32 protein-coding genes and 1 pseudogene are annotated in these 23,322 nt (G+C 67.6%); all 33 read right to left on the bottom strand.

The window, feature by feature from the left end; all coding sequences use genetic code 11:
• Positions 1 to 16 precede the first annotated feature (16 nt).
• Complete coding sequence (rplQ, locus tag R3F55_06155) at positions 17 to 433, bottom strand: 50S ribosomal protein L17 (protein ID MEZ5667004.1); 417 nt, start codon at positions 431 to 433, stop codon at positions 17 to 19.
• A 64-nt stretch (positions 434 to 497) separates the two neighbouring features.
• Positions 498 to 1,514, bottom strand: coding sequence for a DNA-directed RNA polymerase subunit alpha (locus R3F55_06150; protein MEZ5667003.1), 1,017 nt, complete (start codon positions 1,512 to 1,514; stop codon positions 498 to 500).
• 116 nt (positions 1,515 to 1,630) lie between these two features.
• Positions 1,631 to 2,023 (bottom strand): 30S ribosomal protein S11, encoded by a 393-nt coding sequence (gene rpsK, locus R3F55_06145; protein ID MEZ5667002.1) that lies wholly within the window; start codon positions 2,021 to 2,023, stop codon positions 1,631 to 1,633.
• A 72-nt stretch (positions 2,024 to 2,095) separates the two neighbouring features.
• Complete coding sequence (gene rpsM, locus R3F55_06140) at positions 2,096 to 2,464, bottom strand: 30S ribosomal protein S13 (protein ID MEZ5667001.1); 369 nt, start codon at positions 2,462 to 2,464, stop codon at positions 2,096 to 2,098.
• A gap of 121 nt (positions 2,465 to 2,585) precedes the next feature.
• Positions 2,586 to 3,179 (bottom strand): adenylate kinase, encoded by a 594-nt coding sequence (locus R3F55_06135; GenBank protein MEZ5667000.1) that lies wholly within the window; start codon positions 3,177 to 3,179, stop codon positions 2,586 to 2,588.
• Positions 3,176 to 4,525 carry a preprotein translocase subunit SecY gene (gene secY, locus R3F55_06130; GenBank protein ID MEZ5666999.1) on the bottom strand — a complete coding sequence of 450 codons (1,350 nt, stop codon included), beginning with the start codon at positions 4,523 to 4,525 and terminating at the stop codon, positions 3,176 to 3,178. The genes R3F55_06135 and secY overlap by 4 nt, the downstream gene beginning before the upstream one ends.
• Positions 4,526 to 4,561: 36 nt before the next feature.
• A complete protein-coding gene (gene rplO, locus R3F55_06125; protein ID MEZ5666998.1) occupies positions 4,562 to 5,050 on the bottom strand; it encodes a 50S ribosomal protein L15 in 489 nt (162 codons plus the stop codon).
• 31 nt (positions 5,051 to 5,081) lie between these two features.
• Positions 5,082 to 5,303, bottom strand: coding sequence for a 50S ribosomal protein L30 (gene rpmD, locus R3F55_06120; GenBank protein ID MEZ5666997.1), 222 nt, complete (start codon positions 5,301 to 5,303; stop codon positions 5,082 to 5,084).
• Complete coding sequence (gene rpsE, locus R3F55_06115) at positions 5,296 to 5,871, bottom strand: 30S ribosomal protein S5 (protein ID MEZ5666996.1); 576 nt, start codon at positions 5,869 to 5,871, stop codon at positions 5,296 to 5,298. Before rpsE ends, rpmD begins: the two co-directional genes overlap by 8 nt.
• A gap of 63 nt (positions 5,872 to 5,934) precedes the next feature.
• On the bottom strand, positions 5,935 to 6,300 hold the full coding sequence (gene rplR, locus R3F55_06110) for a 50S ribosomal protein L18 (GenBank protein ID MEZ5666995.1): 366 nt from the start codon (positions 6,298 to 6,300) through the stop codon (positions 5,935 to 5,937).
• Between the two features lie 10 nt (positions 6,301 to 6,310).
• Positions 6,311 to 6,844 (bottom strand): 50S ribosomal protein L6, encoded by a 534-nt coding sequence (gene rplF / locus R3F55_06105; GenBank protein MEZ5666994.1) that lies wholly within the window; start codon positions 6,842 to 6,844, stop codon positions 6,311 to 6,313.
• A gap of 42 nt (positions 6,845 to 6,886) precedes the next feature.
• Positions 6,887 to 7,285: a 30S ribosomal protein S8 gene (gene rpsH, locus R3F55_06100; protein ID MEZ5666993.1), complete on the bottom strand. Its 399-nt coding sequence runs from the start codon at positions 7,283 to 7,285 to the stop codon at positions 6,887 to 6,889.
• Positions 7,286 to 7,301: 16 nt separating this feature from the next.
• A complete protein-coding gene (rpsN, locus tag R3F55_06095) occupies positions 7,302 to 7,607 on the bottom strand; it encodes a 30S ribosomal protein S14 (protein MEZ5666992.1) in 306 nt (101 codons plus the stop codon).
• Positions 7,608 to 7,620: 13 nt separating this feature from the next.
• Positions 7,621 to 8,169, bottom strand: coding sequence for a 50S ribosomal protein L5 (gene rplE / locus R3F55_06090; GenBank protein MEZ5666991.1), 549 nt, complete (start codon positions 8,167 to 8,169; stop codon positions 7,621 to 7,623).
• Between the two features lie 11 nt (positions 8,170 to 8,180).
• Complete coding sequence (gene rplX / locus R3F55_06085; GenBank protein MEZ5666990.1) at positions 8,181 to 8,504, bottom strand: 50S ribosomal protein L24; 324 nt, start codon at positions 8,502 to 8,504, stop codon at positions 8,181 to 8,183.
• Positions 8,505 to 8,530: 26 nt separating this feature from the next.
• Positions 8,531 to 8,899 carry a 50S ribosomal protein L14 gene (rplN, locus tag R3F55_06080; GenBank protein MEZ5666989.1) on the bottom strand — a complete coding sequence of 123 codons (369 nt, stop codon included), beginning with the start codon at positions 8,897 to 8,899 and terminating at the stop codon, positions 8,531 to 8,533.
• A gap of 3 nt (positions 8,900 to 8,902) precedes the next feature.
• Positions 8,903 to 9,163, bottom strand: coding sequence for a 30S ribosomal protein S17 (gene rpsQ / locus R3F55_06075; GenBank protein MEZ5666988.1), 261 nt, complete (start codon positions 9,161 to 9,163; stop codon positions 8,903 to 8,905).
• A 10-nt stretch (positions 9,164 to 9,173) separates the two neighbouring features.
• A complete protein-coding gene (gene rpmC, locus R3F55_06070; protein ID MEZ5666987.1) occupies positions 9,174 to 9,377 on the bottom strand; it encodes a 50S ribosomal protein L29 in 204 nt (67 codons plus the stop codon).
• Positions 9,378 to 9,380: 3 nt separating this feature from the next.
• Positions 9,381 to 9,800: a 50S ribosomal protein L16 gene (rplP, locus tag R3F55_06065; GenBank protein ID MEZ5666986.1), complete on the bottom strand. Its 420-nt coding sequence runs from the start codon at positions 9,798 to 9,800 to the stop codon at positions 9,381 to 9,383.
• 31 nt (positions 9,801 to 9,831) lie between these two features.
• Entirely contained in the window at positions 9,832 to 10,515 is a 684-nt protein-coding gene (gene rpsC / locus R3F55_06060; protein MEZ5666985.1) for a 30S ribosomal protein S3, read from the bottom strand.
• Positions 10,515 to 10,898, bottom strand: a complete 384-nt coding sequence (rplV, locus tag R3F55_06055; protein MEZ5666984.1) for a 50S ribosomal protein L22 — start codon at positions 10,896 to 10,898, stop codon at positions 10,515 to 10,517. Before rplV ends, rpsC begins: the two co-directional genes overlap by 1 nt.
• A 4-nt stretch (positions 10,899 to 10,902) precedes the next feature.
• Complete coding sequence (rpsS, locus tag R3F55_06050; protein ID MEZ5666983.1) at positions 10,903 to 11,181, bottom strand: 30S ribosomal protein S19; 279 nt, start codon at positions 11,179 to 11,181, stop codon at positions 10,903 to 10,905.
• A 12-nt stretch (positions 11,182 to 11,193) separates the two neighbouring features.
• A complete protein-coding gene (gene rplB / locus R3F55_06045) occupies positions 11,194 to 12,024 on the bottom strand; it encodes a 50S ribosomal protein L2 (GenBank protein MEZ5666982.1) in 831 nt (276 codons plus the stop codon).
• 22 nt (positions 12,025 to 12,046) lie between these two features.
• Complete coding sequence (locus R3F55_06040) at positions 12,047 to 12,370, bottom strand: 50S ribosomal protein L23 (GenBank protein ID MEZ5666981.1); 324 nt, start codon at positions 12,368 to 12,370, stop codon at positions 12,047 to 12,049.
• Positions 12,367 to 12,990: a 50S ribosomal protein L4 gene (gene rplD / locus R3F55_06035; protein MEZ5666980.1), complete on the bottom strand. Its 624-nt coding sequence runs from the start codon at positions 12,988 to 12,990 to the stop codon at positions 12,367 to 12,369. Before rplD ends, R3F55_06040 begins: the two co-directional genes overlap by 4 nt.
• Before the next feature lie 11 nt (positions 12,991 to 13,001).
• Positions 13,002 to 13,772, bottom strand: coding sequence for a 50S ribosomal protein L3 (gene rplC, locus R3F55_06030; protein ID MEZ5666979.1), 771 nt, complete (start codon positions 13,770 to 13,772; stop codon positions 13,002 to 13,004).
• A 29-nt stretch (positions 13,773 to 13,801) separates the two neighbouring features.
• On the bottom strand, positions 13,802 to 14,110 hold the full coding sequence (rpsJ, locus tag R3F55_06025) for a 30S ribosomal protein S10 (protein MEZ5666978.1): 309 nt from the start codon (positions 14,108 to 14,110) through the stop codon (positions 13,802 to 13,804).
• Positions 14,111 to 14,179: 69 nt separating this feature from the next.
• Positions 14,180 to 15,371: pseudogene (gene tuf / locus R3F55_06020) on the bottom strand (elongation factor Tu).
• An 85-nt stretch (positions 15,372 to 15,456) separates the two neighbouring features.
• Positions 15,457 to 17,532 (bottom strand): elongation factor G, encoded by a 2,076-nt coding sequence (fusA, locus tag R3F55_06015; GenBank protein MEZ5666977.1) that lies wholly within the window; start codon positions 17,530 to 17,532, stop codon positions 15,457 to 15,459.
• A 47-nt stretch (positions 17,533 to 17,579) separates the two neighbouring features.
• Entirely contained in the window at positions 17,580 to 18,050 is a 471-nt protein-coding gene (rpsG, locus tag R3F55_06010; protein MEZ5666976.1) for a 30S ribosomal protein S7, read from the bottom strand.
• 12 nt (positions 18,051 to 18,062) lie between these two features.
• Positions 18,063 to 18,434, bottom strand: coding sequence for a 30S ribosomal protein S12 (gene rpsL, locus R3F55_06005; GenBank protein MEZ5666975.1), 372 nt, complete (start codon positions 18,432 to 18,434; stop codon positions 18,063 to 18,065).
• A gap of 432 nt (positions 18,435 to 18,866) precedes the next feature.
• Positions 18,867 to 19,415 carry an SH3 domain-containing protein gene (locus R3F55_06000; GenBank protein MEZ5666974.1) on the bottom strand — a complete coding sequence of 183 codons (549 nt, stop codon included), beginning with the start codon at positions 19,413 to 19,415 and terminating at the stop codon, positions 18,867 to 18,869.
• Between the two features lie 264 nt (positions 19,416 to 19,679).
• Positions 19,680 to 23,322: DNA-directed RNA polymerase subunit beta' (gene rpoC / locus R3F55_05995; GenBank protein MEZ5666973.1), on the bottom strand; the 3,643-nt coding region annotated here is incomplete at its 5' end.

The raw sequence follows: 23,322 nt of genomic DNA, 5'->3' as shown, positions 1-23,322 counted from the left end.
CCGGTGTGCGGCCGGTTCAGTCCTCTTCCGCCTCCGCGGCCTTCACCGGGCCGGAGTCCTGGCCCTTGGCGTCCGGGTCGCGGTCGACCAGCTCGATGATTGCCAGCGGCGCGTTGTCGCCGTAGCGGAAGCCCGCCTTCATCACCCGCGTGTAGCCGCCGTTGCGCGCGGCATAGCGCTCGGCCAGCGTGGTGAACAGCTTGTCGGTCAGCTTCGCATCCGGGATCACCCGCAGCGCCTGGCGGCGTGCGTGCAGGCCGCCGCGTTTGCCCAGGGTGATCATGCGGTCGGCAACCCGGCGCAGCTCGCGCGCCTTCGGCAGCGTCGTGGTGATCTGCTCATGCTTCACCAGCGAGGCGACCATGTTGGCCAGCATCGCCTGGCGGTGGCTGTGGGTGCGGCCCAGCTTCCGGTTGGCCATTCTGTGACGCATCGTCCGTCTCCCTGCGCGCGCTCAGCGTCCGCGCCTTTTCTGCCGCTCCGTCGGCACCGGCCGATCAGAACGGCTCCTCCAGGCGCTTGGCAAGATCCTCGATATTCTCCGGCGGCCAGCTGGGGATTTCCATGCCCAGGGTCAGGCCCATGTTGGCCAGCACTTCCTTGATCTCGTTCAGGGATTTGCGGCCGAAGTTCGGCGTCCGCAGCATCTCAGCCTCGGTCTTCTGGACCAGGTCGCCGATGTAGATGATGTTGTCGTTCTTCAGGCAGTTGGCCGAGCGGACCGACAGCTCCAGCTCGTCGACCTTGCGCAGCAGGTTCCGGTTGAACGGAATCTCCTCGGCCTCCTCGTGGGCGGTCTCGGCGCGCGGCTCCTCGAAGTTGATGAACGTCTGCAGCTGGTCCTGCAGGATGCGCGCGGCCAGCGCCACCGCATCCTCGGGCGTCACCGCACCGTTGGTCTCCAGCGTCAGCACCAGCTTGTCATAGTCGGTGACCTGGCCGACGCGGGCGTTCTCGACCCGGTAAGACACGCGCTTGACCGGGCTGAACAGCGCGTCGACCGGGATCAGGCCGATCGGCGCGTCCTCGGCCCGGCTCGCCGACGCCGGCACATAGCCCTTGCCGGTCTCCACCGTCAGCTCCATCGACACCCGCGCACCGTCGTCCAGGGTCATGATGTGGTGCTTCGGGTTCAGCACCTCGATGTCGTGGCCGGACTCGATCGCGCCGGCAGTCACCTCGCCCGGGCCGGTGGCGATCAGCGTCATCCGTTTCGGGCCTTCGCCGTGCATGCGCAGGCCCATCGACTTGATGTTCAGGATGATATCGGTAACATCCTCGCGGACGCCCGGGATCGACGAGAATTCGTGCAGCACGCCGTCGATCTTGACCGCGGTCACCGCGGCGCCCTGCAGCGACGACAGCAGCACGCGGCGCAGGGCGTTGCCCAGCGTCAGGCCGAAGCCGCGCTCCAGCGGCTCCGCCTCGATCTCCGCGACGTTGCGGTTCTCGCCCTTGGCTTCGATCTGCAGCCGGTTCGGCTTCTTCAGCTCTGTCCAATTCTTCTGGAGCACCGATCAGGCCTTTCTGCAAACGGCACGGCGGACTCTGACCACCGCATGCCGCTATTGCGGGAGCGCCCGCCACCCGGCGGACTGGCCGGCTGTCGAAGGCCGGCGAAACGAAGAAATCAGACGCGGCGACGCTTGCGCGCGCGGCATCCGTTGTGCGGGATCGGCGTGACGTCGCGGATCGAGGTGATGGTGAAGCCCACCGCCTGCAGCGCCCTGAGCGCGGATTCGCGGCCGGAGCCGGGGCCCTTGACCTCGACCTCCAGCGTCCGCATGCCGTGCTCCTGCGCCTTGCGACCGGCATCCTCGGCGGCGGTCTGCGCGGCATAGGGGGTCGACTTGCGCGAGCCCTTGAAACCCTGGCTGCCTGCCGACGACCACGAGATCGCGTTGCCCTGGGCATCGGTGATCGTGATCATCGTGTTGTTGAACGTCGCGTTGACGTGGGCCACACCCGACGTGATGTTCTTTCTTTCGCGCCGCCGTGGCCGCGCCGCTGTGGCTTTCGCCATCCCGTTGCTCCTGTCCCCCGGCGGTCGAAACCGGCCGGTTCGCCGTCCAGAACCCCTCGGTCCCCGACCGCGCTACTTCTTCTTGCCTGCGATTGCCCGGGCGCGCCCCTTGCGTGTGCGCGCGTTGGTGTGGGTGCGCTGGCCGCGCACCGGCAGCTGCTTGCGGTGCCGCAGGCCGCGATAGCAGCCCAGGTCCATCAGCCGCTTGATGTTCATCGCGGTCTCGCGCCGCAGGTCGCCTTCGACCGTGTAGTCGGTGTCGATCACCTCGCGGATGCGGATGATCTCGTCCTCGGTCAGGTCGTGGACCCGGCGCTCGTCCGGCAGACCCACCTTGTCGCAGATCTCCTTCGCCTTGGCCGGACCGATGCCATAGATGTAGCGCAGTGCAATGTGCACCCGCTTCTGCGTCGGAATATTGACGCCGGAAATTCGCGCCACCCGTTACTCTCCCCAGCCTGCCGCCGCGCGGCCCAGAATGCAAAAACCCGCGCACGCGCTCGCGCGCCGCCTTGTTTCGGTTGCGTGAAGGCCGCCGAATATACAGGCCCGCAAGCCCGTGTCAATCGCCATCGGCCCGGTCCAGCAGTGCGACAATGTCGCGATAGACGCCCTCGATATCCTGCATGCCGTCGACCGTGCGGAGCATGCCCTTGTCGCGATAGTAGGGCAGGATCGGCGCGGTCTGCGCGCGGTACACCTCGAAGCGGCGGCGTGCCACCGCGACGTCGTCGTCGGCACGGGTCGCCTGCCCCGCCGCCGCCGCCTCGGCGGCGCGGTTGCCGATGCGCGCGATCAGCGCCTCCTCGTCGACCCGCAGTTCGATCACCCGGTCGAGCTTGAGGCCCTTCGCGCTCAGCATCGCGTCCAGCGCCTGGGCCTGGGCCACCGTGCGCGGGAAACCGTCGAGAATGAAGCCGCCGGCACAGTCCGGCTCGTCGATCCGCTCGGCGATCATCGCCACCATCACCTCGTCGGGCACCAGGTCGCCGCGGTCCATGATCTCCTTGGCGCGCCGGCCCAGCAACGTGTTCGCCTTGACCGCGGCGCGCAGCATGTCGCCGGTCGACAACTGCACCATGCCGCGCTCGGCCTGCAGCCGGCCGGCCTGGGTGCCCTTGCCCGCACCCGGCGGTCCCAACAGAATGATGTTCATCCGCGGCGCCCGCGCAGCTTGGCCTTCTTCACCAGCCCCTCATACTGATGCGCCAGCAGGTGCGAATGGATCTGGCCGACGGTGTCGAGCGAGACCACGACCACGATCAGCAGGCTGGTGCCGCCGAAGGTGAACGGCACGGCATATTGCGAGATCAGGATCTCCGGCAGCAGGCAGACCAGGGTGAGATAGGCCGCACCGATCACGGTCAGTCGGGTCAGCACGTAGTCCAGGTGCCGCGCCGTGCTCTTGCCCGGCTTGTAGCCGGGGATGTAGCCGCCGTAGCGGCGCAGGTTCTCCGCCGTCTCGTCCGGGTTGAACACGATCGACGTGTAGAAGAAGCAGAAGAACACGATCAGCGCCGCATAGAGCAGCAGATAGACCGGCTGGCCGTGGCCGAGATAGAGCGACAGGTCGCCGAGGAAGCCTTCCTGCGCCTGGCCGCCGCCGAAGGTCAGCATGGTGGTCGGCAACAGCAGGATCGAGCTGGCGAAGATCGCCGGGATGACGCCGGAGGTGTTCAGCTTCAGCGGCAGGTGCGAGCGCTCGCCGCCAAACATCTTCTGCCCGACCTGGCGTTTCGGATACTGCACCAGCAGCCGCCGCTGCGCGCGTTCCATGAACACGACGAACGCGACCACCGCCACCGCGACGATCAGCATCAGGATCACGATCACCGGCGAGATCTCGTTGGTGTAGCCCATCTCCAGCAACGCGGCCAACGACGACGGGAAGGCCGCCACGATGCCTGCAAAGATGATCAGCGAGATGCCGTTGCCGATGCCGCGCGAGGTGATCTGCTCGCCCAGCCACATCAGGAACATGGTGCCGCCGACGATGGTGGTGACGATCGTCAGCCGGAAGAACCAGCCGGGATCGGTCACCGCCAGCTGGCCGTTGCTGAGCTGCATGCCTTCGAGGAACGAGGCGATGCCGTAGCCCTGCAGCACGGCCAGCACCACCGTGCCGTACCGGGTGTACTGGTTGATTTTCTTGCGGCCGGCCTCGCCCTCCTTCTTCAGCTCGCCGAGCTTCGGCGACATCGCCATCATCAGCTGCATGATGATGGAAGCCGAGATGTAGGGCATGATGTTGAGCGCGAAGATGCTCATCCGGCCCAGCGCGCCGCCGCTGAACATGTCGAACATGCCCAGGATGCCGCCCTGCTGCTGGGCGAAAACCTCGGCCAGCACGACCGAATCCACGCCCGGCAGCGGGATATAGGTGCCGAGGCGGTAGACGATCAGGATGCCGAGCGTGAACCAGATCCGCTTCTTCAGCTCCGTCGCCTTGCCCAGCGCGGAGAAGTTGAAGTTGGCGGCCAGTTGTTCGGCGGCTGAGGCCATGCGTAAGGAATCCCTGCTCGCTGCGGAAGGGGGCCGTTACTCGGCTTCGGGCGCGGCCGGCTTCACCGGCGACAGCACAACCGAGCCGCCCGCCTTCTCCACCGCCTCGATCGCGGCCTTGGAGGCCGCAGCGGCATGGATGGTCAGCTTGGCCGACAGTTCGCCCTTGGCCAGCAGCCGCACCGGGTTGCGCTTGCGCCGCAACAGGCCGGCCGCGACCAGCGCGTCGGCGTCGACGTCGGCCCCGGCCTTCAGCTTGCCGGCCTCGACCGCCTTCTGCAGGCGGCCGAGATTGACCACGTCATAGGTGACCCGGAACGGATAGTTGGTGAAACCGCGCTTGGGCAGGCGCCGATGGATCGGCATCTGGCCGCCCTCGTAGCCGTTGATCGCCACGCCGCTGCGCGACTTCTGGCCCTTCTGGCCATGACCGGAGGTCTTGCCCAGGCCCGAGCCGATACCGCGACCGACCCGCTTGCGCGGGCGATGCGCGCCCGGATTGTCTGAAAGCTGATTGAGCTTCATCGTCTTAGTCCACCCCGCAACGGCCCGCGCGCTATTCCGCCGGCTCGACCCTGATCAGGTGCTGTACCTTGTTGATCATGCCCCGCACGGCCGGCGTGTCTTCCAGCACGCGGCTGCGGTGCATCTTGTTCAGCCCCAGCCCGACCAGCGTCGCGCGCTGGTCGGCCGGCCGGCGGATCGGGCTGCCGATCTGGGTAACCTTGATCCGACCGGCGGCCTGCTGCCCCCCCGCCTTGGCACCTGCCTTAGCCATTCGCCTGCTCCTGCGCTTCCGCCGCGGCCTCCGCCGGCGCATCGCCGCGGCCGCGCCGGCCGAGGATGTCGCTGGTCTTCTTCGACCGCTTGGCCGCCACCTGGCGCGGGGACACCGACCGCGTGAGCCCGGCGAAGGTGGCGCGAATCATGTTGTACGGGTTCGAGGTGCCGAGCGACTTGGCGACGACGTCCTGGATACCCAGGCTCTCGAACACCGCGCGCATCGGGCCGCCGGCGATGATGCCGGTTCCCGGCGGGGCCGAGCGCATCACCACGCGGCCGGCGCCGAACACGCCCTGCACGTCGTGGTGCAGCGTGCGGCTCTCGCGCAGCGGCACCTTGATCATGTTGCGCTTGGCGGATTCGGTCGCCTTGCGGATCGCTTCCGGCACCTCGCGGGCCTTGCCGTGGCCGTGGCCGACCCGGCCGCGGCCGTCGCCGACCACCACCAGGGCTGCGAAGCCGAAGCGCCGGCCGCCCTTCACCACCTTGGCGACGCGGTTGATGCTGACCAGCTTCTCAACCAGTTCGCTCTCGTGGCTGCGTTCTTCTCTCGCTCTTGCCATCAGTCTCGCTTCCGTTCGCTCATGCCCGGCGCGGTTGACCGCGCCGGCACCCTGCGTTGCCGCCTAGAACTCCAGCCCGCCCTCGCGCGCCGCGTCGGCCAGCGCCTTGACCCGGCCGTGGAAGGCATAGCCGCCGCGGTCGAACACCACCGTGCCGATGCCGGCTTCCTTCGCCCGCTCGGCCAGCGCCTTGCCGACGGCGGCCGCCGCCGCCTTGTCCGAGCCCTTGGCCATGCCGCCGCGCAGCGCCTTGTCCAGCGACGACGCGCTGACCAGCGTCACGCCGCGCGCATCGTCGATGATCTGTGCGTGGATATGCTTGCTCGACCGGAACACCGACAGCCGCGGACGGCCGTTGGCCTGCGCGCGCAGACGGAACCGCGTGCGCCGCTTGCGCCGATCGAACAGCTCCTTGGTAGTGCTCGCCATCGTCCCGCCCCTACTTCTTCTTGCCTTCCTTGCGCAGCACCGTCTCGTCCCGGTACTTCACGCCCTTGCCCTTGTACGGCTCGGGCGGACGGTAGCTGCGCAATTCGGCCGCCACCTGGCCAACATGCTGCTTGTTCGCACCGCTGATCGCGATCGTCGTCGGCGTCTCGCACTTGATCGTCAGCCCTGCCGGGATCGGATAGATCACGTCGTGGCTGAAGCCGAGCTGCAGCTGCAGGTTGTTGCCCTGCACCGCGGCGCGATAGCCGACGCCGATGATGTCCAGGTTCACCGTGAACCCTTCCGACACGCCGGCGAACAGGTTGCGGATCTGCGCGCGGGTGGTTCCCCACATCGCACGCGAATGCTTGGTGTCGTCGCGCGGCTTCACCGTGACCTGGCCGTCCGCATGTTCGACATGCACAGCGTCGGTGAGCGCGACTTCCTGCACGCCCAGCTTGCCCTTCGCCTTGATCACCTTGTCCGCCAGCGTCACCTCGACGCCGCTCGGCACGGCAACCGGCAGTTTTCCTACCCGCGACATTGCACTCTCCCTGGCGCTCGCGCCCTTCTCAGCCTGCCGGCCCTAGAAAACCTCGCAGAGGACCTCGCCGCCGACATTGGCGGCGCGCGCGTCCTCGTCGGAGATCACGCCGGTCGGCGTCGACAGGATCGAGATGCCGAGCCCGCCATAGACCCGCGGCAGGTCCTTGATCTTCGCATACACGCGACGGCCCGGCTTGGAGACCCGCTTGATCTCGCGGATCACCGGCTCGCCCTCGTGATACTTCAGCTCGACCGTGAAGAAGTCGATGCCGTTGCGCACGTTGAACTGCGAGTAGCCACGGATGTAGCCCTCGCGCTGCAGCACGTCCAGCACGCGCCGGCGCAGGTTCGAGGCGGGCGTATCGATCGTGTTCAGCCCGGCGCGCTGTCCGTTGCGGATGCGCGTGAGCATATCGCCCAGAGGGTCGCTCAGCACCATGGAGCAAACTCTCCTTCTACCAGCTCGATTTGATCATGCCTGGGATCTGGCCAATCGAGGCGAGCTCGCGCAGCGCGATCCGGCAGAGGTTGAACTTGCGGTAATTGCCGCGCGGTCGCCCGGTCAACTCGCACCGGTTGCGAATCCGCACCTTGGCGCCGTTGCGCGGCATCTCGGCCAGCTTCAGCACCGCCTGGAACCGCTCTTCCGGCGACAGCGCCTCGTCGCGGATCCGCGCACGCAGGGCCGACCGGCGAGCGGCATGGCGCGCCGCTTTCGCGGCCCGCTGCTTGTTCTTCGCAATGGCGCTCTTCTTCGCCATCCTTCCTCTCCAATCAGCTCTGGTTGCCGAGCGGCATGTTGAAGGCACGCAGCAGAGCCAGCGCCTCGTCATCCGTCCGGGCCGTGGTGCAGACCACGATGTCCATGCCCCGCACCTGGTCGACGTTGTCGTAGTCGATCTCGGGGAACACGATCTGTTCCTTCAGGCCCATGGCGAAGTTGCCGCGGCCGTCGAAGCTCTTGGCATTGAGTCCGCGGAAGTCGCGGACCCGCGGCAGGGCGACGTTGACCAGCCGGTCCAGGAACTCGTACATGCGCTGGCCGCGCAGCGTGACCTTGGCGCCGATCGCCATGCCCTCGCGCAGCTTGAAGCCGGCGACCGACTTCTTCGCCTTGGTCGCTACCGCGCGCTGGCCGGCGATGCGGCTCAGCTCGCCGACCGCCGCCGTCACCTTCTTCGAATCCTGGGTGCCCTCGCCGACGCCCATGTTGATGACGATCTTCTCCAGCTTCGGCGCCTGCATGGTGTTGCGGTAACCGAACTGCTCCATCAGCTTCGGACGGATCGTCTTCACGTATTGCTCTTGCAGTCGTGCCGCCATGGCTCGCCGCCTCACCTGTCGATGATCTCGCCGGACCGCTTGGCGAACCGGACCTTGCGTCCGTCCTCCAGCGTGCGCAGCCCGACGCGGGTGGGTTGACCTGTCTTCGGGTCGGCGATCGCCACATTCGAGATATGCAGCGACGCCTCCTTCTCGATAATGCCGCCGGGGTTGCCGGCCGACGGGCGCTGGTGGCGCTTGACCATGTTGACGCCCTGCACCACGACGCGGCGGTTGTCGCGGTCGACCCGCAGCACCTCGCCCTTGGCGCCCTGCTGGCGGCCGGTGGTCACCACCACCTGGTCGCCCTTTTTGATCTTGAATTTCTCGGCCATGATCCGTTGTGCTCCGTGCGTTCGGCCTACAGCACTTCCGGCGCCAGCGAGACGATGCGCATGAAGTTGCGCCCGCGCAGCTCGCGCGTCACCGGGCCGAAGATGCGGGTGCCGATCGGCTCGCCCTGCTTGTTGATCAGCACGGCGGCGTTGCGGTCGAACCGGATCACGCTGCCGTCGACGCGGCGGATGTCGCTGGCGGTGCGCACGATCACCGCGCGATGCACGTCGCCCTTCTTCACCTTGCCGCGCGGGATCGCCTCCTTGACGCTGACGACGATGACGTCGCCGACGCCGGCGGACACCCGCCCGGAGCCGCCCAGCACCTTGATGCACTGCACCCGGCGGGCGCCGGAATTGTCGGCGACCTCCAGATTGGTTTGCATCTGGATCATGGCTTAAGCCTCCGCCCCGGCCGGCTGGTCGGCCTCGTCAAAGATCACTTCCCAGCACTTGTTCTTCGAAATCGGGCGGCATTCGCGGATGCGCACCGCGTCGCCGGCGGCGCAGCGGTTGTCCGGGTCATGCGCCGCGTATTTCTTCGAGCGGCTGATGAACTTCTTGTAGATCGGGTGCATGACGCGGCGGTCGACGCGAACGGACACCGTCTTGTCGCCCGACCGCTTCACCACAACGCCCTGCAAAACGCGTCTCGGCATCGCTCGCTCCTCAGCCCTTCGCCGGCGCGGTCGACGCGCCGCCCAGCAGGGTCTTGATCCGCGCGATATCGCGCCGGACCTGCCGCACCCTGGCCGTGTTCTCCAGCTGCCCGCTGGCCCTCTGAAAACGCAGGTTGAACTGCTCTTTCTGCAGGTCGCCGAGCATGCCGGTCAGCTCCTCGCGCGACTTGCCGCGGATGTCACCGATCTTCATGGCTCAGGCCTCCGCCGCCAGACGGCTGACGATGCGGGTGCGGATCGGCAGCTTGGCGGCCGCCAGCCGCAGCGCCTCATGCGCCACATCTTCCGGCACGCCGTCGATTTCGAACATGATCCGGCCCGGCGCCACCCGTGCCGCCCAGAATTCCGGCGAGCCCTTGCCCTTGCCCTGGCGCACCTCTGCCGGCTTCTGGCTGACCGGCACGTCCGGGAAGATGCGGATCCACACCTTGCCGGCGCGCTTCATGTGACGCGTCATCGCGCGGCGCGCGGCCTCGATCTGGCGTGCCGTCACCCGGTCGGGCGTCGTCGCCTTCAGCCCGAAGGCGCCGAAGTTCAGGCTGGTGCCGCCCTTGGCGGTGCCGTGAATGCGGCCCTTGTGCGCCTTGCGGTATTTCGTCCGCTTCGGAGACAGCATGGTTCTCGCCTCGCCTCTCTAATCCGTTCCGTCAGCGGCCCATCTGGGCCTGCTGGTCGGCCAGCCGCTTGTCCTGGGCCATCGGGTCGTGGGCCATGATCTCGCCCTTGTAGACCCAGACCTTGACGCCGCAGGTGCCGTAGGTGGTGCGTGCGGTCGCGGTGCCGTAGTCGACGTCGCCGCGCAGCGTGTGCAGCGGCACCCGCCCCTCGCGATAGGTCTCCGACCGCGCGATCTCGGCGCCGCCCAGGCGGCCCGAGCACTCGATGCGGATGCCCTGCGCACCCAGCCGCATCGCCGACTGCAGCGCCCGCTTCATCGCACGGCGGAACGCCACCCGGCGCTCCAGCTGCTGGGCGATGTTCTCGGCGATCAGCTTGGCCTCGGTCTCGGTCTTGCGGATCTCGACGATGTTCAGGTTCACGTCCGACTTGGTCATCTGCATCAGGCTCTGACGCAGCTTCTCGATGTCGGCGCCCTTCTTGCCGATCACAACGCCCGGCCGGGCGGTGTGGATCGTCACCCGCGCCTTCTTCGCCGGACGCTCGATCGTGATCCGGCTGATGCCGGCCTGCGACAGCCGCCCTTCCAGATACTTGCGCAGGTTCAGGTCTTCGTGCAGCAGCGCCGCATAGTCGCTGTCGGCGTACCAGCGCGAATCCCAGGTGCGGTTGATCCCGACCCTGAGCCCGATCGGATTGACTTTCTGGCCCATCAGGCCGCCTCCTCGACTTGTTCGCGCACCACGATCGTCAGCTGGGCGAAGGGCTTGCGGATGCGCCCGACCCGGCCACGCGCCCGCGGACGGAACCGCTTCATCACCAGGTCCTTGCCGACCGTGGCCTCGGCGACGACCAACTGGTCGACGTCGAGCTGGTGGTTGTTCTCGGCATTGGCGATCGCTGACTGCAGCACCTTCTTCACGTCGCCCGAGATCCGGCGCGGCGAGAAGGTCAGCGCGGCCAGCGCGTCCTGGGCCTTCATGCCGCGGATCATCTGCGCGACCAGGTTCAGCTTGCGCGGGCTCACCCTCAGCTTGGTCACCTTCGCCATCGCCTCGGTCTCGGCCTGGCGGCGCTCGTTTGCCGGCTTGCCCATCGCCCTACTTCCTCTTCGCCTTCTTGTCGGCCGCATGGCCGTAGTAGGTCCGGGTCGGCGAGAACTCGCCGAACTTGTGGCCGACCATGTTCTCGGTCACCAGCACCGGCAGGAACTTCTGCCCGTTGTAGACGCCGAACGTCAGGCCGACGAACTGCGGCAGGATGGTCGACCGCCGCGACCAGATCTTGATCACCTCGTTGCGGCCCGACTCGCGTACCTTGTCGGCCTTCTTCAGCAGATAGCCGTCGACGAACGGACCCTTCCAAACCGAACGTGCCACCGCCCGTCCCCCTTACTTGCGCGAACGCCGGCGGCGGATGATGAACTTGTCCGTCGCCTTGTTGTGCCGCGTCCTCTTGCCCTTGGTCGGCTTGCCCCACGGCGTCACCGGATGGCGGCCGCCGCTGGTGCGGCCCTCGCCGCCGCCGTGCGGATGGTCGATCGGGTTCATCGCCACGCCGCGCACCGACGGGCGCTTGCCCAGCCAGCGCTTGCGCCCGGCCTTGCCGAGCTTGATGTTCGACTTGTCGGGGTTGGACACCGCGCCGATGGTGGCCATGCACTCGCCCCGCACCACGCGGACCTCGCCCGACGACAGCTTCAGCTGGGCATAGCCGGAGTCGCGGCCGACCAACTGCACATAGGTGCCGGCCGACCGCGCCATCTGGCCGCCCTTGCCCGGCTTCAGCTCCACGTTGTGCACGATGGTGCCGACCGGGATCGAGTTCAGCGGCATCGCGTTGCCCGGCTTCACGTCGACCCGCTGGCCGGACACCACGCTGTCGCCGACGCCGAGGCGCTGCGGCGCCAGGATGTAGTTCTGTGTGCCGTCCTCGTAGCGGATCAGCGCGATGAACGCCGTGCGGTTGGGATCGTACTCGATCCGCTCCACCGTCGCCGGCTGATCGAAATTGCGCCGCTTGAAGTCGACCACGCGATACAGCCGCTTGTGGCCGCCGCCGATGCGCCGCGCGGTGATCCGACCGTAGTTGTTGCGCCCGCCCTTCTTGGTCAGGCCCTCGGTCAGCGCCTTGACCGGACGGCCCTTGTACAGCGCCGAACGGTCGACCAGCACCAGCTGGCGCTGGCCGGGCGTCGTCGGGTTGTAGGTCTTCAGTGCCATCTTCGCCTCGCTTCGCCCGGTCTCAGATGCCGGTCGTCACGTCGATCGACTGGCCCTCGGCCAGGGTCACGACGGCTTTCTTGCTGTCCGGACGCCGGCCCGGCTTGCCGCGCCAGCGCTTGATCTTGCCCTTCTGGCGCAGGGTGTTCACCGCCGTGACCTTGACGTCGAACAGCTGCTCGACCGCCAGCTTGATCTCCGGCTTGGTCGCGTCCATCGACACCCGGAAGGTGATCTGCCCGTTCTCGGCGCCCATCGTCGCCTTCTCGGTGATCACCGGACCGCGGATGATGGCGTACATCCGCTCACGGCTGACGCTCACCGTCCGGTGGTACTTGCTCTTCATGACGCAAGCCTTTCGCTGAGGGCGGCGACGCCGGCGCGGGTCAGCACCAGGGTGTCGCGCTTCAGGATGTCGTACACGTTGGCGCCCTGGCTCGGCAGCACGGCGATGCCCGGGATGTTGGCCGCGGCGCGCTGGAAGTTGTCGTCGGGCGTCTGGCCGTCGATGACCAGCGCACCCTTCAGGCCCAGCTTCGCCAGCTTGGCCGCCAGCGGCGCGGTACGCGGCTCCGTCATCGCGATGCTGTCCAGCACCAGCAGCTGGCCCTCGGCCGCCTTGGCCGACAGCGCGCACATCAGGCCCAGCCGGCGCACCTTCTTCGGCAGCTTGTGGCTGTGGTCGCGCACCACCGGGCCGTGCACGCGGCCGCCGCCGATGAAGATGTTGCTGCGGCGCGACCCGTGGCGGGCGCCGCCGCCGCCCTTCTGGCGGCCCAGCTTCTTGCCGGTCCGCGCGATCTCGGAACGCCCCTTGACCTTGTGGGTGCCGGCGCGGCGCTTGGCCAACTGCCAGTTGACCACGCGCGCCAGGATGTCGCGGCGCACCTCGACCCCGAAGATCTCGTCGGGCAGGTCGATGTCGCCCGCCTCGGCCGCGTCCAGATTGACGACTTTCAGCTTCATCGCCCCTGCCCTCAGCTTTCCTGCGTGTCCGCAGAGGTCTCCGGCGCCGCATCGGTCGCCGTGTCTGCAGGCGTATCTGCCGCCTCGGCCGGGACCGCCGCGCCTGCGGCCGCCTTCAGGCCGGCCGGATAGGGCGCGTCCTCGGGCCGCTTGCGCTTGACCGCGTCGCGGACATAGACCCAGCCGCCCTCGGCGCCCGGCACCGCGCCGCGGACCAGGATCAGGTCGCGGTCGGTGTCGATGCGGAACACCTGCAGGTTCTGGGTGGTGACCATGCGGTCGCCCATGTGGCCGGCCATCTTCTTGCCCTTGAACACCTTGCCGGGGTCCTGGCACTGGCCGGTCGAGCCGTGGCTGCGGTGGCTGACCGACACGCCGTGGCTGGCGCGCAGGCCGCCGAAGTTGTGCCGCTTCATCGCACCGGCGAAGCCCTTGCCGATGCTGGTCGACGACACGTCGACCAGCTGGCCCGGCACGAAGTGCGCGGCCGACAGGCTGGCGCCGACATCGACCAGCGCGTCCGCGGCAACCCGGAATTCCTTCAGCTTCATCTTCGGCTCGACGCCGGCCTTGGCGAAGCGCTCGCGCTCGGGCTTGCCGACATTCTTCACCTTGGCGCGCCCGGCGCCGAGCTGCACGGCGGTGTAGCCGTCGCGCTCCTCGGTCCGCTGGGCGATCACCTGGCAGTCGTCCATGGCCAGCACGGTCACCGGAACATGCGCGCCCTCCGCGTCGAACACGCGGGTCATGCCCAGCTTGCGTGCGATAATACCAGTCCGCATGGCTCCCTCGTCCTACCTTGAGCGCGCGCTCAGAGCTTGATTTCGACGTCGACGCCGGCGGCGAGGTCGAGCTTCATCAGCGCGTCCACCGTCTGCGGCGTCGGATCGACGATATCGAGCAGGCGCTTGTGGGTCCGGATCTCGAACTGCTCGCGCGACTTCTTGTCGATGTGCGGCGAGCGCAGCACCGTGAACCGCTCGATCCGCGTCGGCAACGGAATCGGTCCCCGCACCCGCGCACCGGTGCGCTTGGCCGTATTGACGATCTCGCTCGTCGACTGGTCCAGCACCCGGTGGTCGAACGCCTTCAGGCGGATGCGAATGTTCTGGTTATCCATTGCCGTATCCTTCCGGCGCGTCCGCTGGCCGCCATGGCCGGGACGCGCCGTCTTTCCCTGGATTGCCGCTTACTTGCTGATGGAGGCGACGACGCCGGCGCCGACGGTGCGGCCGCCCTCGCGGATGGCGAAGCGCAGGCCCTCGTCCATCGCGATCGGCGCGATCAGCTCCACGTCCATCGTGATGTTGTCGCCCGGCATCACCATCTCCGTGCCCTCGGGCAGCTTGATCGAGCCGGTCACGTCCGTCGTCCGGAAGTAGAACTGCGGACGGTAGTTCGAGAAGAACGGCGTGTGACGACCGCCCTCCTCCTTCGTCAGGATGTAGCACTCGCACGTGAAGTTCGTGTGCGGCGTGATCGAGCCCGGCTTCGCCAGCACCTGACCGCGCTCCACGTCCTCGCGCTTCGTGCCGCGCAGCAGAACGCCCACATTGTCACCCGCCTCGCCCTGGTCCAGAAGCTTGCGGAACATCTCAACGCCCGTGCACGTCGTCTTCGACGTCGCCTTGATCCCGACGATCTCGATCTCGTCGCCAACCTTCACGATGCCCCGCTCCACCCGGCCCGTCACAACCGTGCCGCGGCCCGAGATCGTGAACACGTCCTCGATCGGCATCAGGAACGGACGGTCCTTCGGGCGCTCGGGCTGCGGAATGTAGTCGTCCACCGCCTTCATCAGCTCGAGGATCTTGTCGTGACCGATCCCCGCGTCCCGGCCCTCCAGCGCCGCCAGCGCCGAGCCCGCGATCACCGGAATGTCGTCGCCGGGAAAATCGTACGACGACAGCAGCTCGCGAACCTCAAGCTCGACAAGCTCCAGAAGCTCCGCGTCGTCGACCTGGTCCACCTTGTTCAGGAACACAACCAGCGACGGAACGCCCACCTGACGCGCCAGCAGTATGTGCTCCCGCGTCTCGCGGCATCGGACCGTCCGCCGCCGAAACCACTAGAATCGCGCCGTCCATCTGCGCCGCGCCCGTGATCATGTTCTTCACATAGTCCGCGTGACCGGGGCAGTCCACATGCGCATAGTGACGGTTCGGAGTCTCGTATTCCACGTGCGCCGTGTTGATCGTGATCCCGCGCGCCTTCTCCTCAGGCGCCTTGTCGATCTGGTCGTAGTCCGTGAACGCCGCCCCGCCGCTCTCCGCCAAAACCTTCGTAATCGCCGCCGTCAGCGTCGTCTTGCCGTGGTCCACGTGACCAATCGTCCCGATGTTGCAGTGCGGCTTCGTCCGCTCAAACTTCGCTTTCGCCATCGTCGGTCTTTCCCTCAATTCCCGCTCCGGCGGACCGCGAGCGGAGGTGTTTGCCTAATCGACCAGCCGGCCAGGGGCCGCGCCGTCAGGCCATCTTGGCCCGGACTTCCTCGGCAACCGCCTGCGGAACCTGCTCGTAGTGATGGAACTGCATCGTGTAGGTGGCACGGCCCTGGCTCATCGAGCGCAGGGTGTTGACGTAGCCGAACATGTTGGCCAGCGGCACCATCGCCTTGACGACGTTGGCATTGCCGCGCGCCTCCATCGACTGGATCTGGCCGCGCCGGCTGTTCAGGTCGCCGATGACGTCGCCCATATATTCCTCGGGCGTCACCACCTCGACGTCCATGATCGGCTCCAGCAGCACCGGGCCCGCCTTGGCCATGCCCTCGCGATAGGCCGCCCGCGCCGCGATCTCGAACGCCAGCACGCTGGAGTCGACGTCGTGATAGGCGCCGTCGATCAGCGAGGCCTTGAAGTCGATCATCGGAAAGCCGGCCAGCACGCCGGATTCGCAGGAGCCCTTCAGGCCCTTCTCGACGCCGGGGATGTATTCCTTCGGCACCGCGCCGCCGGTGATCGCGTTCTCGAACGCGAAGCCCGACCCGGCCTCGCCCGGCTCCAGCACCAGCTTGATCCGCGCGTACTGGCCAGAGCCGCCGGACTGCTTCTTGTGGGTGTAGTCGATCTCGTGCCGGCGGGTGATGGTCTCGCGATAGGCCACCTGCGGCGCACCGACATTGGCCTCGACCTTGAACTCGCGCTTCATGCGGTCGACGATGATCTCGAGGTGCAGCTCGCCCATGCCCTTGATGATGGTCTGGCCGCTCTCGGCGTCGGAGCTCACGCGGAAGGACGGGTCCTCCTGCGCCAGCCGCGACAGGGCGATGCCCATCTTCTCCTGGTCGCCCTTGGTCTTCGGCTCGACCGCGACCTCGATCACCGGCTCGGGGAACTCCATCCGCTCCAGGATGATCGGCTTCACCGGGTCGCACAGGGTGTCGCCGGTGGTGGTCGCCTTCAGGCCGCAGATGGCGACGATGTCGCCGGCGCGGGCCTCCTTGATGTCCTCGCGGTGGTTGGCATGCATCAGCAGCATGCGGCCGACGCGCTCGCGGTTGTCCTTGACCGAGTTCATCACCGACGTCCCGGTCTCCAGCACGCCCGAATAGATGCGGGCGAAGGTCAGCGAGCCGACGAACGGATCGGTCATGATCTTGAACGCCAGCGCCGAGAACGGCGCTTCGTCGTTGGTCGGCCGGGTGTCGGTGGTCTCGCCGTCCATCTTCACGCCGCGCACGTCGGGCACGTCGGTCGGCGCCGGCATGTAGTCGACGACGGCGTCGAGCAGCGGCTGGACGCCCTTGTTCTTGAACGCGCTGCCGCACAGCACCGGCACGAAGGTCAGGCTGAGCGTGCCCTTGCGGATGCACTTGATCAGCGTCGCCTCGTCCGGCTCGCTGCCCTCCAGATAGGCTTCGAGCGCCGGCTCGTCCTGCTCGACGGCGGCCTCGACCAGCTTCTCGCGATACTCGGCGGCGATGTCGGCCAGATCGGCCGGGATATCCTCGTAGACGAACTCGGCGCCGAGGGTCTCTTCCTTCCAGCGGATCGCCCGCATGCGGATCAGGTCGACCACGCCGACGAAGTCGCTCTCGGTGCCGATCGGCAGCTGGGTGACCAGCGGGGTGGCGCCCAGCCGGTCTTCCATCATCTGCACGCAGCGGAAGAAGTCGGCGCCGATACGGTCCATCTTGTTGACGAAACACATCCGCGGCACGCGGTACTTGTCGGCCTGGCGCCAGACGGTCTCCGACTGCGGCTCGACGCCGGCGACGCTGTCGAACACGGCAACGGCACCGTCGAGCACGCGCAGCGAGCGCTCGACCTCGATGGTGAAGTCGACGTGGCCCGGCGTGTCGATGATGTTGACCCGGTGGTCGCGCCAGAACGCGGTGGTCGCGGCCGAGGTGATGGTGATGCCGCGCTCCTGCTCCTGCTCCATCCAGTCCATGGTCGCCGCGCCGTCATGGACCTCGCCGATCTTATGGGACCGGCCGGTGTAATAGAGGATGCGCTCGGTGGTCGTCGTCTTGCCGGCATCGATGTGGGCCATGATGCCGATGTTGCGATACCGGTTGAGGGGAGTCTGCCGCGCCATGGGGATAATCCGTTTCCTTCGTGCTCAGGCGTGTGTGCCGCCTGGCGTCACCAGCGATAGTGCGAGAAGGCCTTGTTGGCCTCCGCCATCCGGTGCGTATCCTCCCGCTTCTTGATTGCGCCGCCGCGGTTGTTCGCTGCGTCCATGAGTTCGTTGCAGAGGCGCTCGACCATGGTCTTTTCCGACCGGCCGCGCGAATTCGAGATGAGCCAGCGGATGGCGAGCGCCTGCGCCCGCTCCGGCCGGACCTCGTTCGGAACCTGGTAGGTGGCGCCGCCGACGCGCCGCGAGCGCACCTCGATCTGCGGCATCACGTTTTCCAGCGCCTCGTGGAACAGGCGCAGGGGATCGCCGACGCCGCGCTGACTCATGCGCTCGAACGCGCCGTAGACGATCTGCTCGGCGGCCGACTTCTTGCCGTCGCGCATCAGGCAGTTCATGAACTTGGTGACCGTGCGGTCGCCGTGCAACGGATCCGGAATGATCTCGCGTCGGACGGCGCTGTGGCGGCGTGACATCCGGGGCTCTCCTTACTTCGGGCGCTTGGCGCCGTATTTCGACCGGCGCTGGCGGCGGTCCTTGACGCCCTGGGTGTCGAGGGTACCGCGGATGATGTGGTAGCGGACGCCGGGCAGGTCCTTGACGCGGCCGCCGCGGATCATCACCACCGAGTGTTCCTGCAGGTTATGGCCGATGCCCGGGATGTAGCTTGTCACCTCGAAGCCGTTGGTCAGCCGCACGCGCGCGACCTTGCGCAGCGCCGAGTTCGGCTTCTTCGGCGTCGTGGTGTAGACGCGGGTGCACACGCCGCGCTTCTGCGGGCAGGCCTCGAGCGCCGGCACCTTGTTGCGTGCGCGCGGTGCCTTGCGCGGCTTGCGGATCAACTGGTTGATCGTCGGCATCCAACCTTCATCCCTATCGAGCGCCGGGCAAATGCGCCGGCACGACACGCCGCCCGGCGCCCTCCGCCGACCGGTCGCGTCGAAAACATATAAGCGACCGCCCGCATTCGCCTTGCCTACTGGTGGCGTGGCAATTGCGGTCCAGCCGCTTGATCTTCAGCGTTGCTTCGGGAGCGTGTTTGGCGGCGCGATCGCTGGTATACGCCCGGTCGCCACGACCGTCCCTGGAACGAGCGGCGCACTATATGTACGCGCCCCAATGGCGTCAACCACAAAGCCGTTGCCGTTGCCGCCACCCCGCAACCGCGGTGTGATAGGCGAAGCGCCGACGCGGGTCAAGCGCCGCGGTCCGTTTCCTGCGCGGGAATCACGTAAGCGTCTGCGCCGTCGCCCGTCGGCCGGGTACTGCAGGCCGCCCGGCGAACGCCCGGCCTATTGCAGGGTGGCGCAGATCGAGCGGCCGTCGCCCATGCGGATCAGCACCTGGCCGCCGACGCAAACCGGCGTCGCGCCGGTCTCGACGGTCGAGCCGTTGTCTGTCGTGGCCGGCCCGGTCGTGGTCGACGGCCGGTTCTCGGACAGCAGGTGCGCAGCCGTGAATCCGCGGCTGCCGTCGGCCATCTCGACATAGAGCCAGCCGCTGCTGGGCGCCTGGCCCAGGACCGAGACCAGGGCGGCATAGGGAATGGTGCCGACCGGGTCGAAGTCGGTGCTGGGGCCGGAGCGGACGCGGGCCGAGGTGGTGGCGTACATCGGACGCGGCGAATCGTAGAGGGCCACATCCTCGGCAACGCTGCCGACGGCGGCCGTGGTGTCGCTGCCGCCGTCGCCGTCCGGCGTCTGGATCGTGTTCAGGCCTTCCTCGCGCGGCGCCAGCGAATCCGCCAGCGCGGACGTCGCAACGCAGGACGCGAGCGCCAGCGCGAGCGCGATCGCCGCCCCGTGCCGCCTGCCTGCCGTTCGACCGAATTCAGCGCTCATGACCGCAGCCCAATCTTTTCCGTTCGCCAGCCTTGCCGGCCGCCCGGCGGCGCCGGGCCGGTGCCGACGGTGCCATCCGAAGCACATGCGAACTCTAACAAGAAACGATGAATGCGGCACAGTCATGGCGACGTCAAAGTGGCGCAGTTCTCCGCGCCCCGGAGCGCATGGCGGGCCCGCAACGCCCGGCGTTGTTCCGTCGCGGAAAGACCGAGGGCCGCCGGTTGCCCGGCGGCCCTTCGGCGTTCGACGCTTGCGCGCGGCCTATTCGGCGGCGTCGGCCGCCGGCGCGTCCGGCCCCGCATCCGCGCCCGGCTCGGCGCCGGCAAGCTGCGCCCGCTCGGTCGCCAGCTCGGCGACCTCGCGGTCGTGGTCGGCGGCGATGCGCCGGTACTTGTTCATGATGTTGCCGGTGCCGGCGGGAATCAGCCGGCCGACGATCACGTTCTCCTTCAGGCCGCTCAGCTCGTCCATCTTGCCGTTGACGGCGGCGTCGGTGAGCACGCGGGTGGTCTCCTGGAACGAGGCCGCCGAAATGAACGACCGGGTCTGCAGGCTCGCCTTGGTGATGCCCTGCAGGACCGGCTGCGCCATCGCGGTGCGCAGGCCCTCCTCGACCATCGCCTCGTTGATCGCCTGGAACTCGGCCCGGTCCGCCAGTTCGCCCACCAGGTAGGTGGTGTCGCCGGGCTCGACGATCTCGACCTTCTGCAGCATCTGGCGAACGATCACCTCGATGTGCTTGTCGTTGATCTTCACGCCCTGCAGCCGATAGACGTCCTGGATCTCGTTGACCAGATAGCGGGCCAGTTCCTCGACGCCGAGCACGCGCAGGATGTCGTGCGGTACCGGGTTGCCGTCGACCAGCAGGTCGCCCTTCTGGACGTAGTCGCCCTCGCGCACCAGCACGTTGCGGCCCTTCGGCAGCAGGTACTCGAACGGCTCGGCCTCCTCGTCGTCCGGCCGGATGATCACCCGCTGCTTGGCCTTGTAGTCCTTGCCGAACTCGATGCGGCCGTCGATCTCGGCGATCACCGCATGGTCCTTCGGCTTGCGCGCCTCGAACAGCTCCGCCACCCGCGGCAGACCGCCGGTGATGTCCCTGGTCTTGGAGGATTCCTGCGGCACGCGCGCGATCACGTCGCCCGGCGCCACCTCGGCGCCGTCCTCGACACTGAGAATGGCGTTGACCGACAGCTTGAAGGTGGCCTGCTGGCCGCTCTCCGAGATGCGCACCTCGCCGGCCTCGTCGACCACGTCGATCGCCGGCTGCAGCGCCGACGACCGTGGCGATTCCATCACCACCTTGCTGGAGATGCCGGTGGCCTCGTCGACCACTTCGCTGAAGGTGACGTTCTCGACCAGGTCGCGATAGCGCACCTTGCCGCTCTGGTCGACGATGACCGGGATGTTGAACGGATCCCACTCGGCCAGGCGGGTGCCGCGGGCGACCGCCTCGCCATTCTCGACCAGCAGCTTGGCGCCATAGGGGATGCGGTGCTTGGCCCGCTCCCGCCCGTTGTCGTCCAGCACCCGCAGCTCGCAGTTCCGGCCCATCACGATCAGCCGGTTCTCGGAATCGGTGACGACGTTGCGGTTCTTCAGCTCGACCTTGCCGTCGTAGTTGGCCTCGATGTGGCTTTTCACCGCGCTCTTCTGCGCCGCACCGCCGATGTGGAAGGTGCGCATGGTCAGCTGGGTGCCGGGCTCGCCGATCGACTGGGCGGCGATCACACCGACCGCCTCGCCGATATTGACCGAGGTACCGCGGGCCAGGTCGCGTCCATAGCACTGACCGCACACGCCGACCTGCGATTCGCAGACCAGCGGCGAGCGGATCTGCACGGTCTCGACGCCGGCGCGCTCGATGCGCTCGACATCCTCCTCCTGCAGGATCTGCCCGGCCTCGGCCAGCGTCTCGCCGGTTTCGGGGTGGACGACGTCGTGCATGACCGTGCGGCCCAGGATGCGCTCGCCCAGCGTCTCGACCACGTTGCCGCCTTCGATGATGGCTGACATCGACAGGCCCTTCTCGGTGCCGCAGTCGTGCTCGGTGATGATGCAGTCCTGCGCCACGTCGACCAGGCGGCGGGTCAGATAGCCGGAGTTGGCCGTCTTCAGCGCCGTGTCGGCCAGGCCCTTGCGGGCGCCGTGGGTGGAGTTGAAATACTCCAGCACGGTCAGGCCTTCCTTGAAGTTCGAGATGATCGGCGTCTCGATGATCTCGCCCGACGGCTTGGCCATCAGCCCGCGCATGCCGGCCAGCTGCTTGATCTGCTGGGCCGAGCCGCGGGCGCCGGAGTGCGCCATCATGTAGACCGAGTTGATGCCGCGCCGGTCGGTCGGGCGCTGCATCTCAGCCATCATCTCCTCGGCGACGAGGTCGGTGCACCGCGACCAGGCGTCGACGACCTTGTTGTACTTCTCGCCCTGGGTGATCAGGCCTTCCTGGTACTGGGTCTCGAACTCCTTGATCAGCGCGCGGGTCTCTTCGACCCGCTCGGCCTTGGTCGCCGGGATGATCAGGTCGTCCTTGCCGAACGAGATGCCGGCCCGGCAGGCCCGGGTGAAGCCGATGTTCATCATGCGGTCGCAGAAGATCACCGTCTCCTTCTGCCCGCAGTGGCGATAGACCACGTCGATGACCTGGCTGATCTCGCGCTTGGTCAGCAGCCGGTTGACCAGACCGAACGGCACGTTCGGGTGCTTCGGAAGCACCTGGGCCAGCATCATGCGGCCCGGGGTGGTGTTGACCGTCAGCACCACCGGGGTCCCGGTCTCGTCGACCGTGGCCAGGCGGGCGCGAATCTGCGAGTGGATCGACAGCGCGCCGGCCTCGACCGCATGCTCGATCTCGCCCATCGAGGTGAAGGTCGGCACCCGGTGCGCAACCGCCTTGCCCGCCTTGACCTTGGCGAAGGCGTCGGCCGCGTCCTTGTAGGCCGGCTCCTCGGAGCGATCGTCCGGCTTGCGCAGCAGCACGTGCCCGCTGTCGAGCGCATCCGCCAGCGCCTCGGCCGAATCCACGCTCACCGCCGGGCCCACCGCGACCGGCGAGTCCATGGTGATGTAGTAGAGACCGAGCACGATGTCCTGCGACGGCACGATGATCGGCTTGCCGTTCGCCGGGCTGAGGATGTTGTTGGTCGACATCATCAACACGCGCGCCTCGAGCTGCGCCTCCAGCGACAGCGGCACGTGCACCGCCATCTGGTCGCCGTCGAAGTCGGCGTTGAAGGCGGTGCAGACCAGCGGGTGCAGCTGGATCGCCTTGCCCTCGATCAGCACCGGCTCGAACGCCTGGATGCCGAGGCGGTGCAGCGTCGGCGCACGGTTCAGCAGCACCGGATGCTCGCGGATCACCTCTTCCAGGATGTCCCAGACCTCGGGCCGCTCCTTCTCCACCATCTTCTTGGCGGCCTTGATCGTGGTCGCCATGCCGTAGAGCTCGAGCTTCGAGTAGATGAACGGCTTGAACAGCTCCAGCGCCATCTTCTTCGGCAGGCCGCACTGGTGCAGCTTCAGCTCCGGGCCGACCACGATGACCGAGCGGCCGGAATAGTCGACACGCTTGCCGAGCAGGTTCTGCCGGAACCGGCCCTGCTTGCCCTTCAGCATGTCGCTGAGCGACTTCAGCGGCCGCTTGTTGGCGCCGGTGATGACGCGGCCGCGGCGGCCGTTGTCGAACAGCGCGTCGACGGCCTCCTGCAGCATGCGCTTCTCGTTGCGCACGATGATGTCGGGCGCGCGCAGCTCGATCAGCCGCTTCAGGCGGTTGTTGCGGTTGATGACCCGGCGGTAGAGGTCGTTGAGGTCGGAGGTCGCGAAGCGGCCGCCGTCGAGCGGCACCAGCGGGCGCAGGTCCGGCGGAATCACCGGCACGACGTCCAGGATCATCCATTCCGGC

Source organism: Alphaproteobacteria bacterium (assembly GCA_041396705.1).
GTDB lineage: Bacteria > Pseudomonadota > Alphaproteobacteria > CALKHQ01 > CALKHQ01 > CALKHQ01.
This window is presented reverse-complemented; position numbering and strand designations above follow the sequence as displayed.